Genomic DNA, 15,183 nt, shown 5'->3' with positions numbered 1-15,183 from the left:
GATGGCGAATGAAGCCGAGCTTCGTACCTATCTGAAGAAAGCCACCCTGAATCTCCAGAAGACGCGGCAGCGGTTGCGTGAGCTGGAGTCCAGGGTGTCCGAGCCGATCGCGATCATCGGCATGGCCTGTCGCTATCCCGGCGGCATCGCATCGCCCGACGATCTCTGGACGGCCATATCGGAAGGCCGCGACCTGATCTCGGGCTGGCCGACCGATCGCGGCTGGGACGTCGAGGCGCTCTACGAACCGGACGAGCCGGGCAAGAACGGGAAGTCCTACGTCCGGGTCGGCGGGTTCGTGCACGACGCCGGGGAATTCGATGCCGCGTTCTTCGGCATCAGTCCGCGCGAGGCGCTGGCGATGGATCCGCAGCAGCGGGTGGTGCTCGAATCGGCCTGGGAGGCCATCGAACACGCGGGCCTGGATCCGGCGGCGTTGGCCGAGAGCGACACCGGCGTGTTCCTCGGCATCATCTCCGCCGACTACGGGCCCACCATGAACGGCGACGCCAACCACAAGGACGCCGACGCCGTGCCGTTCCTGGTCACCGGGCTGACCCCCAGCGTCGCCTCCGGGCGGGTGGCCTACGCCCTGGGTTTGCAGGGGCCCGCGGTCTCCATCGATACGGCATGCTCGTCCTCGTTCGCCGCGATCCATCAAGCGGTGCAGTCGCTTCGGCTGGGGGAGTGCTCGCTCGCCCTGGCCGGCGGGGTGACGGTGGCCACGACCGCGGAGATCTTCGTCGGGTTCTCCGCGCAGAAGGCGCTGGCGCCGGACGGGCGGTGCAAGTCGTTCGCGGCCGCCGCGGACGGCACCGGGTTCAGCGAGGGCGTCGGCATGCTGATGCTGGAGCGGCTGTCCCAGGCGCGGCGCAACGGGCACCGGGTGCTCGGCTTGATCCGGGGCACCGCGGTGAATCAGGACGGCGCGTCGAACGGTCTTGCCGCGCCGAACGGTTTGTCGCAGCAGCGGGTGATCCGGCAGGCGCTGGCGAACGCGGACCTGTCCGCCGCCGACATCGATGTGATCGAAGCGCATGGCACCGCAACGGTATTGGGCGACCCGATCGAGGCGCAGGCGCTGCTGGCGACCTACGGACAGCATCGGCCGGACGAGCGTCCGGTGTGGATGGGGACGATCAAATCGAATATGGGTCACACCCAGGCGGCGGCGGGGGTGGCCGGGTTGATCAAGATGGTGGAGGCGATGCGCCACGAGGTCGCGCCGCCGACCCTGCACGTGGACGAGCCGACGCCGCACGTGGATTGGTCGGTGGGAAATGTGCGGCTGCTGACCGAGGCGCAGCCGTGGCCGCGCGGCGAACGGCCGCGCCGCGCGGCGATCTCCTCGTTCGGGATCAGCGGCACGAACTCGCACGTGATCGTCGAGGAGGCGCCACCGGATCCGGATGCCGTCGGCGCCGAACCCGTTGGGCCGGCGGTGGTTCCCTGGGTGCTGTCGGCGAAGAGCGAACGGGCGCTGACCGGGCAGGCGGCGAAACTGCTCGCCTATCTGGAGCGTAACCCGGACGTCGATCCGGTGAACGTCGGCTATTCGCTGGTATCGACCCGGGTCGCCTTCGATCACCGGGCGGTCGTGGTCGGGCGCTCGCGCGCGGATCTGACGGCCGGGTTGGCACTGCTGGCGGGGGAGGATGTTTCGCCGACCGTGGTGCGGGGGGTCGCCGGAACCGGGGCGAAGACGGCGTTCATGTTCCCGGGGCAGGGCTCGCAGCGGGTGGGGATGGCGCGCGGATTGGGTTCGGCCTTCCCGGCTTTCGCGTCGGCGTTCGATGAGCTGTGCCAGGGGTTCGACGGCGCGTTCGAGGTGCCGCTGCGGACGGTGATCTTCGCCGAGCCGGAGTCGGCGGAGGCCGGATTGCTGGATCAGACCGCCTACACCCAGGCCGCGTTGTTCGTCATGGAGGTCGCGCTGTGCCGGCTCCTCGAATCATGGGGCGTGGTACCCGATCTGGTGCTTGGCCATTCGATCGGCGAGGTGACCGCCGCCTATGTGGCGGGGGTCTGGTCGTTGGCGGACGCGTGCGCACTGGTGGCCGCCAGGGGCCGGTTGATGCAGGCGCTCCCGCCCGGCGGCGCGATGGTGACGGTGACCGCCGGCGTCGACCAGGTGGCGGCGGCGCTGCGCGGGTTCGAGGATCGGGTCGGCGTGGCGGCGGTGAACGGACCCGAATCGGTGGTCGTCTCCGGTGCCGAGGCGCAAGTCGAGCAGGTGGTGGCGGCGCTGGCGGCCGGTGGCGCGCGGTCGCGGCGGCTTCGGGTGAGCCACGCGTTCCATTCGCCGCTGATGGACCCGATGCTGGCCGACTTCGAGCGGGTCTGTGCTGGCTTGACCTATCGGCCGCCGCGGATCGGTGTGGTCTCGAACCTGACCGGTGAGCTGGCCGACGCCGACGAGCTGTGCTCGCCGGGGTATTGGGTGCGGCATGTGCGGGAGCCGGTGCGGTTCGCCGAGGCGCTGGGGTGGGCGCAGTCGAAGGGCGAGGTGCGCTGCTTCCTCGAGGTGGGTCCCGGTGCCGCGCTGACCGTCTCGGCGCAGGGCGGCCTCGCGCCGGGTTCGGCCGTGGTGCAGGGGACGTCGCGGGCGCGAACCGATGCGGACATCGCGCTGCTGTGCGGGCTGGCCGGTGTGTATGCCGCTGGGACGCACGTGGATTGGGCGTCCGTGTTCGCAGGCAGCCAGGCGCGGCGGGTGGACCTGCCGACGTATGCGTTCGACCGCAAGTACTTCTGGCTCGACCGATCGGACGGCGTGAACCTGTCCGCCGCCGGACTCCAGGCTTCGGAACATCCGTTGCTCGGCGCGCGGCTGTCCCTCGCCGAGGACGGTGGCCTGGTTCTCTCGGGCCGGCTCTCGGTGCAGTCGCATCCCTGGCTTTCGGATCATCGGGTGGGCGGGAAGGTGCTGCTGCCCGGCACCGCGTTCGTCGAATTGGCCTTGCATATAGGCGAATTGGTGGAGTCGCCGGTACTCGGCGAGCTGATACTCCAGTCGCCGTTGGTGATTCCGGATTCGGGCGCCGTCGAGGTGCAGGTCATCGCGGGCATGCTGCGGGAATCCGGCGATCGGGCGGTGTCGGTGCATTCGCGGGCGCCGGGCGCCGGCGACACGGCATGGGTGCGGCACGCGGCCGGAGTGCTGCGCGCCGATGACCTCGCGGGCACCGGTGCCGTACCGGACCTGGGCGACTTCGTGTCCTGGCCGCCGGAGGGAGCCGTAGCCCTCGAACTCGGCGATGTGTATGCGGATCTCGCGGGTCTCGGGTACCAATACGGCCCGGTGTTCCAGGGATTGGCGGCAGTGTGGCGTCGAGGTGATTCGATCTTCGCCGAGGTGGCCCTGCCGGAGCCCGCGCGCGGTGCGGCCGAGAAGTTCGGTGTGCACCCGGCGCTACTCGACGCCGCGCTGCACGCCATGATCGCCACCGCGGTCGCCGAAGGCGGCTGGGAGGCGGGCGAGGTGCGGCTGCCGTTCGCGTGGGAAGGGGTGTCGCTGCACGCGGTCGGTGCTTCCTCGCTGCGGGTGCGCCTGCACGCGGCAGGGCCGGATTCGATCGCCTTGACCCTCGCCGACGCCGCCGGTGGGCCGGTCGCGCACGTCGCCTCGCTGACCACGCGGGCGGTGTCGATGGCCGCGCTCGGTGCCGCGAGTCGCTCCGTGGTCGACGAGGCGCTGTTCGGGGTGGACTGGGTGCCGCTGCCCCAACCGGATCGGCCGACGCCGATGATCAGTTGGTCCGTGCCGAAAGCACTGCACGGCAACGGATCTGCGAACGGATCGATGGCGAGCCTGCTGCGCTGCGTGGTGGGCGACCGAGAGTACGTGGTACTGCGCAGGTTCGCCGGTACCTCGGATTCGGCGATGCCAGAGCACATTCGCACCGAGGTGACAGACGCCTTGGCCCGGACGCAGGAGCTGCTCGCCGGTCCGGAAACGATCATCGTGGTCACCCGTGGCGCGGTCGGCATCGACAACACCGAGGATCCGACCGATGTGGCCGGCGCGGCGGTCTGGGGTCTGCTGCGTAGCGCGCAGAACGAAAACCCCGGCCGCATCATGCTTGTCGACGTCGACGAGCCGGATGCGTACCGAGCTGCGATCGCCACCGCGATAGCGGCCGGGCCGGAATCGCAACTCGCGATTCGACGCGGTGTACCGCACGCCCCGCGACTCGCCCGCCGGAGAGCCGACGCACCGGAGCGGGACGGCAGCGCGGTGTTCGATCCCGAGGGATCGGTACTGGTGACCGGCGGTACGGGTGGGCTCGGTGGGCTGCTGGCCCGGCATCTCGTTGCGGCGCACGGCGTTCGGCACTTGATACTGACCAGTCGGCGCGGCCGCTCGGCCGACGGCGCACCGGAATTGGTGGCCGAACTGTCGGAGGCGGGGGCGTCCGTCGACGTCGTGGATTGCGATGTAGCCGATCGATCCGCGGTCGACGACTTGATCGCAGGCATCGATCCGCAACATCCATTGACCGCGATAGTCCATACCGCCGGTGTGGTGGACGACGCCCTGTTCACCGCGCAGACCCCGGAATCGGTGGCGAAGGTGCTGGGCCCCAAGGCCGTTGGCGCATGGCACCTGCATGACGCGACCCGGGAGCTGCCGTTGGCCGCGTTCGTCCTGTACTCCTCCGTCGCGGGTCTGCTCGGTTCGCCCGGCCAGGGCAACTACGCCGCGGCGAACGCGGTGCTGGACGCGCTGGCGCAGCATCGCCGCGCCCAGGGCCTGCCCGCCACCGCGATGGCCTGGGGGCTGTGGGAGCGCGCGACCGGCATCACCGGCGGTCTCCAAGCGACCGACCGAGAACGCATGCGCCGCAGCGGATTCGTGCCGATCTCCGACGCGGACGGCCGGGCATTGTTCGATGCCGCGCTCGGTTCGGGCCACGCGCTGATCGCTCCGGCCCGCATCGATGTCGGTGCTATTCGCCGGTCGGGCGCGGACTCCGCGGACCTGCCCCCGCTGCTGCGCGGCCTGCTGCGGTCCGCGCGCCGGGTGGCCGACGGCGGCTCGGCGGATTCGGCGAAACTGGTGACGAGCCTGATCGGGCTGACCAGGGTCGAGCAGGAGCGGGTGGTCCTGGAGACCGTTCGTGCCCATGCGGCGGCGGTATTGGGCCACGAGTCCAGCAGGGCGGTTCCCGCCGACGCGCCCTTCCTGGAGCTGGGTTTCGATTCGCTGGGCGCGGTCGAGTTCCGCAATCGGCTGCAATCGGCGACCGGCGTGAAGCTGCCGACGACCGTGGTTTTCGACTATCCGAATCCGCTCGAATTCGCCCGCTATATCTGCGCCGAGATCGCACCGGTGGACGACCCCGCGGCCCGGCTCCTGGAACAGGTCGCCACCCTTGCCGCCGCCTGCTCCTCGGTGGATCTCGAACCGGCCGAACTCGGCGCGCTGGCCGCCCGGATGGACGAAATCCTGCGCGGACTCCGCGACCAGATGCACGTGTCGGACGCCGCCGCCGAGGACTTCGGCGCGGCCGACGACGACGCGATCTTCGAATTCATTGATCAACCGGATCCGCTGGTCGATTCCGGTGGCTGAACCGATTGCGGAGGTTATCCCCGATGGCGAATGAAGCCGAGCTGCGTACCTATCTGAAGAAGGCGGCGGCGGACCTGCACAAGACGCGGCAGCGGTTGCGTGCGCTGGAGTCCAGGGTGTCCGAGCCGATCGCGATCATCGGCATGGCCTGCCGCTATCCGGGCGGGATCAGCTCACCGGAGGAGCTCTGGACGGCGATATCGGCGGGCCGAGACCTGATTTCGGAGTGGCCGACCGATCGCGGCTGGGATGTCGCGAATCTGTTCGATCCGGACCACCCCGGCCGGGAGGGAAAGTCCTATGTCCGCAACGGCGGCTTCGTACACGACGCGACCGAGTTCGACGCGGGCTTTTTCGGAATAAGCCCGCACGAGGCGGTGGCGATGGATCCGCGGCAGCGGACGGCGCTGGAATCGGCGTGGGAGGCGATCGAGTATTCGGGCATTGATCCGCAGACTCTGCGGGGCAGCGATACCGGCGTCTTTCTGGGGATGATGTCGGACTATTACGGACCGACCACCGCGGAGGTGGACCGTGACGATCTGGACGGTGTGCTGCCGTTCCTGATGACGGGACAGGAGGCCAGTGTCGCGTCGGGGCGAGTGGCGTATGCGCTGGGTCTGCAGGGACCGGCGGTGACCTTGGATACGGCGTGCTCGTCGTCGCTGGTCGCGTTGCACCAGGCGGCCCAATCGCTGCGTTCGGGGGAATGCGCGCTCGCCCTCGCCGGCGGAGTCACGGTGATGGCGTCACCGATCCCGTTCGTCGGATTCTCGCTGCAGCGGGCGCTGGCACCGGATGGGCGGTGCAAATCGTTCGCGGCCGCCGCCGACGGGACCATCTGGAGCGAGGGCGTCGGCATGCTCCTGTTGGAGCGGGCCGCGGACGCGCGCCGCCACGGGCACCGGATTCTGGCGCTGATGCGCGGTTCGGCGGTCAACCAGGACGGTGCGTCGAATGGGCTGTCCGCGCCGAACGGCGGATCGCAGCAGCGGGTGATCAAGCAGGCACTGGCCAATGCCGGGGTGCCCGCCGCCGACGTGGATATGGTCGAAGCACACGGCACCGCAACGGTATTGGGCGATCCGATCGAGGCGCAGGCGGTGCAGGCCACCTATGGCATGAGCAGGCCCGAGGGCAGGCCGCTGTGGCTGGGCACGATCAAATCGAACATGGGGCATACGCAGGCGGCCGCCGGAGTGGCCGGGGTGATCAAGGTGGTCGAGGCGATGCGGCACGAGGAGATGCCGCCGACACTGCACGTCGATGCGCCTACCCCGCATGTGGACTGGTCGGTGGGCGACGTGCGGCTGCTCACCGAGGCACAGCCGTGGCCTCGGCGCGCCCGGCCGCGCCGGGCCGGGGTGTCCTCGTTCGGGATCAGCGGCACCAATTCGCACGTGATCATCGAGGAGCCCCCGGCGGAGGAGGCCGTCGAGTCATCGGATCCGGCTGTGCTGCCGGTGATTCCGTGGATCGTCACGGCGAAGACGGCGAATGGGCTGGCCGCGCAGGCGGCGAAGCTGCTGGCGTTCGTGCGACGGCATCCGGATCTGGATCCGGTGGACGTGGGCTATTCGCTGGTGGTGTCGCGGACGGTGTTCGACCATCGTGCGGTGGTCTCGGGACGGGACATGGCCGAATTGGTCGCCGGCCTAGGGGTTTTGGCCGAGGAACGGGAGGCGCCCACGGTGGTGCGCGGGCGGGCCGATCCGGATGCGGACGCGGAGACGAAGTCGGTCTTCATGTTTCCGGGCCAGGGTTCGCAGCGGGCGGGAATGGGCCGCGGGTTGCACTCGGCCTACCCGGTTTTCGCGACGGCGTTCGACGAGGCCTGCGCGGGATTCGACGGGCAGTTCGAGCACCCGTTGCGCGCGGTGATCTTTGCCGAGCCGGAGTCGGCCGAGGCGGGTCTACTGGATCAGACCGCCTATACCCAGGCGGCGCTGTTCGTGGTCGAGGTGGCGCTGTATCGGCTGCTGGAATCATGGGGCCTGGCACCGGATCTGGTGCTCGGCCATTCGATCGGCGAGGTCACCGCCGCCTATGTGGCCGGTGTCTGGTCGTTGCCGGACGCGTGTGCCCTGGTGGCCGCTCGGGGCCGGTTGATGCAGGCACTGCCTTCCGGCGGCGCGATGGTCTCGGTCACCGCCCAGGTCGACGAGGTCAACGCGTTGCTGCGCGGGCTCGGCCGCCGGGTGAGCGTGGCGGCGGTGAACGGGCCCGAGTCGGTGGTCATCTCCGGTGACGAGGCGGCGGTCGCGGAGGTGGCGGCGATGCTGGAAGGCACCGGGGCGCGGTCGAAGCGGCTCCGGGTCAGTCATGCGTTCCATTCGCCGCGGATGGACGCGATGCTCGCCGACTTCACGCAGGTGTGCGAGGGACTGACCTATCGGGAACCGCGGATCGGGGTCGTGTCGAACGTGACCGGCGAGCTGGCGACCACCGAGCAGCTGTGCTCGCCGGAATACTGGGTGCGGCACGTGCGGGAACCGGTTCGGTTCGCCGATGGTCTGGCGTGGGCTCGCGCCGCCGGGGTTCGGAGTTTCCTGGAGGTCGGCCCCGGTGCGGCGCTGACGGTTTCGGCGCAGGGCGTGCTCGAGCAGGAGCTCGAGCACGGGACCGTCGTGCTGGCCGGGACGTCACGATCGAAGGGCGATGCCGACTCGGCGCTGATCTCCGGGCTGGCCGAGCTGTATACCGCTGGCGGACAAGTCGATTGGCGGGCGGTGTTCGCCGGAACGAACGCGCGGCGCATCGATCTGCCCACCTACGCGTTCGACCGCGCCCACTATTGGCTCGACGCGACCGGCGGCGCGAACGTCACCGCCGCGGGGCTGGCGTCGGCGGGGCATCCACTGCTGGGCGCGATGGTGAGCCTCGCGCAGGGCGACGGCCTGCTGCTGTCGGGTTTGTTGTCGGTGCGGGCACGGCCGTGGCTCGGCGAGCACCGAGTCGGTGGTGTGGCCTTGCTGCCGGGTGCCGCATTGGTCGAATTGGCCTTGCATATAGGTGAATTGGTCGAGACACCCGTGCTGGGTGAACTCATCCTGCACGCGCCGGTGATGCTGCCCGAGGCGGGCGCGATCGAGTTGCAGGTCGTCGCGGGCGGCGTAGTGGATTCCGGGGAACGGTCGGTGGCGGTGTACTCGCGGCCGCAGATCCTCGGTGACGACGCGGTGGGTGCGGCGTGGGTCTGTCACGCGACGGGCGTGCTGCGCGCGGACGACGCGCGGCCGGCTCCGGACGCGGACCCAGCCGATTTCGCGGTATGGCCGCCGGTCGATGCGGTGGCCGTGCGGCTGGGGGACGTCTACCCGGGCATGGCGGAGCTGGGTTATTCCTACGGACCGGTCTTCCGCGGCCTGAAAGCGATGTGGCGACAAGGAGATTCGATCTTCGCCGAGGTCGAGCTGCCCGAGCAGGCGCGCGCGGAAGCCGAGAAGTTCGGCGTGCACCCGGCATTGCTCGATGCCACCCTGCACGCGCTGATCGTGACCGCCGACGCCGCGGCCGGGCCGGATACCGGAGAGGTGCGGTTGCCGTTCTCCTGGGAGGGCGTATCGCTGCACGCGGTCGGCGCGTCCTCGCTGCGGGTGCGGTTGCGCGCCACGGGAACGGATTCGATCGAGCTGACCCTGGCCGATCCGACCGGCGCCCTCGTCGCGCATGTTGCCGCGCTGACCACCCGTGCGGTGGCGCTGGCGGCTCTGGGCGCGGCGCAGCCCTCGGTGGTCGACGACGCGCTGTTCGGGGTGGACTGGGTTCCGGTACCCGATCCGGCGCGATCGGAGGCCGAGTGGATCGCGTCGGACGCGGTGCACGGCAACGGTTCTTCGAACGGGTCGGCGGCCGCGCCGGAGCGGGCGGTGATCGCCGGCCGCGAGTTCGTGGTGGTCCGGCGCTGCACGGCGGTCGCGAGCGGCGCGGACTCCACTGTGCCGGAGCGGATTCGCGCCGGAGCGACCGAGACGCTCGGACAGATACAGGCATTGCTGGCCGCCCCGGCGGCGCCCCGGATCGTGGTTGTCACCTCGGGCGCGGTCGGGACCGGCGGCGCGGATGATGTCACCGACTTCGCGGGTGCGGCGGTGTGGGGGCTGTTGCGCACCGCACAGAACGAAAACCCCGGCCGCATCACGCTTGTCGACGTCGATGATCCGGACCGCTACCGGGACGCGGTGCTCGCGGCAGCGACGGGTTCGGAATCGCAGCTGGCGATCCGGGCCGGGGTCGCGCACGCGCCGCGGTTGATTCGCGTCGAGCTCGACCGCCCGGATGCGCTCGAGCACAGCCGAACCGAGCGATTCGACCCGGACGGGACGGTGCTCGTCACCGGCGGCACGGGCGGCCTCGGCGGCGTGCTGGCGCGGCATCTCGTTGCCGCCCATGGTATTCGGCATCTGGTGCTGAGCAGTCGCCGCGGCATCGAGGCGCCGGGCGCCGCGGAACTGGTGGCGGAACTGACGGAGGCGGGAGCCGACGTAGCGGTCGTCTCGTGCGACGTGACCGATCGCGCGGCGGTGGGACGGCTGATCGGTGGTATCGGCACCGCACATCCGTTGACCGCGGTAATCCATGTCGCCGGTGTCCTCGACGACGCGCTGTTCACCGCGCAGACCCCGGAGTCGGTGGCGACCGTGTTCGGCCCCAAGGTCGATGCCGCGTGGCATCTGCACGAGGCCACGCGCGGACTGCCGCTGACGGCATTCGTTCTGTACTCGTCGGTCGCCGGATCGCTCGGAACCCCGGGGCAGGCCAACTATGCGGCGGCCAACGCGGTGCTCGACGCCTTGGCACAGCACCGCCGCGTGCTCGGCCTGCCCGCCACCGCCATGGCCTGGGGGCTGTGGGAACGAGCCACCGGCATGACCGGGCACCTCCAGGACGCGGACCGGGAACGCATGCGCCGCAGCGGATTCAGTCCGATCTCCGACGACGACGGCATGGCCCTGTTCGATGCCGCACTGGCCGCGGGCCGGGCGCTCACGGTGCCCGCGCGGATCGATCTGGGCGCACTGCGTAAACAGGGCGGCGATGTCGACGCGTTGCCACCGCTGCTGCGCGGACTGCTGCGGGCGTCGCGCCGGGTCGCCGACGGCGGCACCGCGGAATCGTCGAAGCTGGTGGCAAGCCTGGTCGGGCTGGGCAGGGCGGAGCAGGAACGAATCGTCCTCGACGCCATCCGCACCCACGCCGCCGCGGTGCTCGGCCACGCGTCCAGCGATGCCGTGCCCGCCGATACCCCGTTCATGGACCTGGGTTTCGACTCGCTCGGCGCGATCGAGTTCCGCAACCGGCTGCAATCCGCGACCGGCGTGCAGCTGTCCACCACCATCGTTTTCGATTACCCGAACGCCGTCGAGCTCGCTCGCTACCTCGGCCAGGAGATCGCGCCGGCGGACAATCCCGCGGCGCGCATCCTCGAACAGGTCGACGCGCTCGCGGCGAGCTGTGCGACGGTCGCCCTCGCCCACACCGATCGCAGCGTGCTGGCGATCCGGCTCAACGACATCGTCAGATCGCTGCACGGAGAGGTCGCGGCGGGACGCGCGATCGCCGATGTCGACGCCGCCGAGGACGACGAACTGTTCGATTTCCTGGACAAATCGCGGCCGGCCAGTCGCGCCTGACCCACCGAGAGGCTGCCGCCGCCGATGGCGAACGAAGACGAACTGCGCGCGTATCTGAAGAAGGCGGCGCTGGATCTGCAGAAGACCCGGCAGCGGCTGCGGGAACTGGAGTCCAAGGTTTCCGAGCCGATCGCGATCATCGGAATGGCCTGCCGGTATCCGGGCGGAATCGAATCACCGGAAGACCTGTGGACCGCGGTGGCGCAGGGCCGCGATCTGATCTCCGGCTTTCCGACGAACCGCGGCTGGAACCTCGATCTCATCTACGACGCCGACCCGGCCAAATCCGGTACCACCTACGTCCGCGACGGCGGTTTTCTCGATCATCCCGGCGAATTCGACGCCGATTTCTTCGGCATCGGCCGGCGCGAGGCGCTGGCCATGGACCCGCAGCAGCGCCTGGTGCTCGAGTGCGCGTGGGAGGCGATCGAGCGGGCCCGGATCGACCCGGTGACGCTGCGGGGGAGCGCGACCGGCGTTTTCGTCGGGGCCAACGATCAGCGGTACGGTATTTTCTCGCCCGAGGGCTGGGCCGCCTATACCCGATTCGACGATGCCGAATTGTTCTGGATGACCGGCAATATGAGTTCCTACGCTTCCGGTCGGGTCGCCTATCTGCTCGGGCTGGAGGGGCCGGCGGTCACCCTCGATACCGCGTGCTCGTCGTCCCTGGTGGCGTTGCATCAGGCGATGTCCGCGTTGCGGTCCGGGGAATGTTCGCTGGCGTTGGCGGGCGGGGTGACGGTGATGTCGACACCGATGCAGTTCGCGCTGTTTTCCCGGAACCAGGGTTTGTCGCATTACGGCCGGTGCAAGTCGTTCGCGGCGGCGGCCGACGGGATCGGATTCGGGGAAGGCGCCGGGTTGGTGCTCGTCGAACGACTCTCGGACGCGCGCCGCAACGGCCACCCGGTGCTCGCCGTCGTCCGCGGCTCGGCGGTGACTCAGGACGGCGCTTCGCCGAATCTGATGGCGCCGAAGGGTTCTTCGCAGCAGCGAGCGATCAAGGACGCGCTCGCCGACGCCGGGGTGGTCGCGGCCGAGGTCGACGTGGTCGAGGGGCACGGAACCGGCACCCCCATGGGGGATTCGATCGAGGCGCAAGCCCTGCTGGCTACCTACGGGCGGCATCGGCCGGACGGAAATCCGTTGTGGCTGGGGACGATCAAGTCGAACATGGGCCACACCCAACTGGCCGGCGGCGCCGCCGGATTGATCAAGATGGTGCAGGCGATGCGGCACGGCGTGGTGCCGCCGACCCTGCACGTGGACGAACCGACGCCGCACGCCGACTGGTCGGCGGGCAACGTGCGACTGGCGACCGAGGCACGGCCGTGGCCGGATGCGGGTAGGCCGCGGCGCGCCGGAGTGTCGTCGTTCGGTGTCAGTGGTACCAACCTGCACCTGATCCTGGAGCAGCCGGCGCAGCCGGAGCACGAACCCGGCGATGCCGCCCCGAGCGTTGTTCCGTGGGTGCTGTCGGCGAAAACCGATGCGGCACTGCGGGGTCAGGCGGTGCGGTTGGCGGAGATGCTGGCGGACGAGCACGAATTCAGCCCGGTCGATGTCGGGTACTCACTGGCCGCCACGCGGACGACGTTCGACCGGCGGGCGGTGGTGGTCGGCGAAACCCGCGCCGAACTGCTGGACGGGTTGGCGGCGATCGTCGACGGCGGACCGGTGCTCGAGGCGCGCACGGTCGGCCGCGGCGGGACTGCGATATTGCTGCCCGGCAAGGGAAGTCAGCGGATGGGACGGGACCTGTATGCCGCGTTCCCGGCATTCGCCAAGGCCCTCGACGAGGTGTGCGCGCACTTCGATCCGCGACTGGACCGCCCGTTGCGCGACCTGATGTTCGGCGAGAGTGGTTGCGCCGGAGCGGAGTTCGCCGCACTGCTGGCCGGACAGGTCGCGCTGTACCGACTGCTGGAGTCGTGGGGTGTACGCCCGGATTTCGTTGTCGGGCAGGCCCAGGACCAGTTCACCGCCGACCATGTGACCGGCGCGCTGCCGCTGCCGGATGCGGTCACGATGCGTCCGGCGGACGACGGCGCCCTCGACGACCGGGTCTCCGCGCTGCTCGACGCCGGGGTGACCACCTTCCTGGAATTCGGTCCGGGTGAAGGGCTGTCGGAGACCATCCGCGAAACCGTCGGTGCGGCAGGCGCAACCGTGATCCCGACCCGGCCGCAAGGTGTATCGGAGGTGCGCGGGCTGCTGGAATCGATTGCCCGCCTGTGGATTCGGGGTGCCCGCGTGGACTGGAGCGCGACGTTCGCCGGACGCGCCGCCCGCACCGTCGACCTGCCGACCTACGCGTTCCAGCGTCGCACGTACTGGATCGGTGACGTCGGTGCGGTGGCCGCGGAACCGGCGGGCTGAGTGTCGGTTAGCTCACATACCGGGATATTTCGTAGGGATTGCCACCGATCCATGACATGGTAGTCCAGTGAGATCAAGCTTATCGACGTGATTCGTTTGGCTCATCTACAGAAAAGAAGAAGTAAAAGTAATGGCTCAAGGCAGTGTGAAGTGGTTCAACAGCGAAAAGGGCTTCGGCTTTATCGCACAAGATGGTGGCGGCGCTGACGTGTTCGTTCACTACTCCGCCGTGTCCGGCTCGGGATTCAAGTCCCTCGAAGAAGGACAGCGCGTGGAGTTCGAGGTCGGACAGGGACAGAAGGGGCCGCAGGCCCAGGACGTCCGCGCTATCTGATCGACATAGCGTGAAAGAGCCCCGCACCCTTTGGGTGCGGGGCTTTTGCGTGGGATGGGACCGTCAGTTCCCCTGTGCCGCAGCGGAGATCGGCTGCCACCTACGCCACAGCTCCAGCCGGGACTCGTAATCCCTGGTGGCGATCGCCAGCGGCGCTTCGCCGAGGAAGATGCGCAACGGCGGCTCGTCCGCGTCGACCACGGCCAGGATCGCGTCCCTGGTGGCAGTGGGGTCGCCGCTGGGCATCGACGAACGCTGCGCGGCCCTGGCTTCCCGAGCCGCGTCGTAGGCCGGGTTCGGGGTGGCGTGCTTCGATGACGGGCCTGCCCAGTCGGTGCCGAAGCCGCCGGGCTCGATCAGGGTCACGTGCACGCCGAACGGCGCCACCTCCTGGGCGAGCGACTGCGAGAAACCCTCGAGCGCCCACTTCGACGCGTGGTACGCGCCCAGGTTCAGGAAGGCGGAGATGCCGCCGATGCTGGACACCTGGATGATGTGGCCGCTGCCCTGCTCGCGCAGGATCGGGACCGCCGCCTGGGTGACCCACAGGGCGCCGAACACATTGGTCTCGAATTGCGCCCGCAGCTCGTCTTCGGTGAGTTCCTCGATCATGCCGAACTGGCCGTAGCCGGCATTGTTGACGACCACGTCGAGCCGGCCGAAGCGGTCGACCGTCTGGCGCACGGCGGCGAAGTCGCCTGCCCGATCGGTGACGTCCAGCTGAATCGGTTGAAAGCTGTTGGGGTACTTGGCGACCAGGTCGTCGAGCGTACTCAGGTCGCGTGCGGTGCCTGCGACACTGTCGCCGCGCTCCAGGGCGGCGAGTGCCCATTCGCGGCCGAATCCTCGGGAAACGCCGGTGATGAACCAAACTTTGCTCATGCCTCCACGGTAGTCACCTGGAGTGCACTCCAAGCAAGGGCTCCCGGCGGCGAGTTCCCGCTGTGTGAGCCAGTCCACTCGATTTTCCTCCGCGCCGCGCTACGCGCCGGTATGGTCACCGAATCTGAGGCAAAGCCTCTGCTCGGAACCGCTTTTTTCTGCCGAGGAGGTCGCAATGCGGCGCATCTCTCTCCGCCCGCTGTGGCGTCACGTGCAGCGTGGCCTGATCCTGTGCGGTGCGTGCACCGGCGGATCGGCCCGCTGCTACATCGAGTGGGCGCGGGCCAATCCCGTCGACCAGCCGAAGCAGGAATGCTGGGACTGGTCGGTGCCGCAGCAGTGGTACGAGGCGGCACATCGGCACTGAACCGGGGTCT

The 15,183-nt window shown here is 69.5% G+C and carries 6 protein-coding genes; 5 read left to right on the top strand and 1 reads right to left on the bottom strand.

What is annotated here, in order from left to right:
- Position 1: 1 nt before the first annotated feature.
- The 4 genes from ACFQ9K_RS10090 (at position 2) to ACFQ9K_RS10075 (ending at position 13,924) form a co-directional block, all read left to right on the top strand.
- Positions 2 to 5,575, top strand: coding sequence for an SDR family NAD(P)-dependent oxidoreductase (locus tag ACFQ9K_RS10090; protein ID WP_378717654.1), 5,574 nt, complete (start codon positions 2 to 4; stop codon positions 5,573 to 5,575).
- 23 nt (positions 5,576 to 5,598) lie between these two features.
- Positions 5,599 to 11,208, top strand: coding sequence for an SDR family NAD(P)-dependent oxidoreductase (locus tag ACFQ9K_RS10085; protein ID WP_378983063.1), 5,610 nt, complete (start codon positions 5,599 to 5,601; stop codon positions 11,206 to 11,208).
- A 24-nt stretch (positions 11,209 to 11,232) separates the two neighbouring features.
- Positions 11,233 to 13,590, top strand: a complete 2,358-nt coding sequence (locus tag ACFQ9K_RS10080; RefSeq protein ID WP_378983060.1) for a type I polyketide synthase — start codon at positions 11,233 to 11,235, stop codon at positions 13,588 to 13,590.
- A gap of 130 nt (positions 13,591 to 13,720) precedes the next feature.
- Positions 13,721 to 13,924, top strand: a complete 204-nt coding sequence (locus tag ACFQ9K_RS10075; protein ID WP_107655522.1) for a cold-shock protein — start codon at positions 13,721 to 13,723, stop codon at positions 13,922 to 13,924.
- A 63-nt stretch (positions 13,925 to 13,987) separates the two neighbouring features.
- Here ACFQ9K_RS10075 and ACFQ9K_RS10070 read toward each other — a convergent pair whose 3' ends face one another.
- Positions 13,988 to 14,806, bottom strand: coding sequence for an SDR family oxidoreductase (locus ACFQ9K_RS10070; protein ID WP_378724436.1), 819 nt, complete (start codon positions 14,804 to 14,806; stop codon positions 13,988 to 13,990).
- A 175-nt stretch (positions 14,807 to 14,981) separates the two neighbouring features.
- Here ACFQ9K_RS10070 and ACFQ9K_RS10065 point away from each other — a divergent pair, with 175 nt between their 5' ends.
- Positions 14,982 to 15,173 carry a hypothetical protein gene (locus ACFQ9K_RS10065; protein WP_378724438.1) on the top strand — a complete coding sequence of 64 codons (192 nt, stop codon included), beginning with the start codon at positions 14,982 to 14,984 and terminating at the stop codon, positions 15,171 to 15,173.
- Positions 15,174 to 15,183 lie beyond the last annotated feature (10 nt).

Source organism: Nocardia sp. NPDC056564 (assembly GCF_042793755.1).
GTDB lineage: Bacteria > Actinomycetota > Actinomycetes > Mycobacteriales > Mycobacteriaceae > Nocardia.
This window is presented reverse-complemented; position numbering and strand designations above follow the sequence as displayed.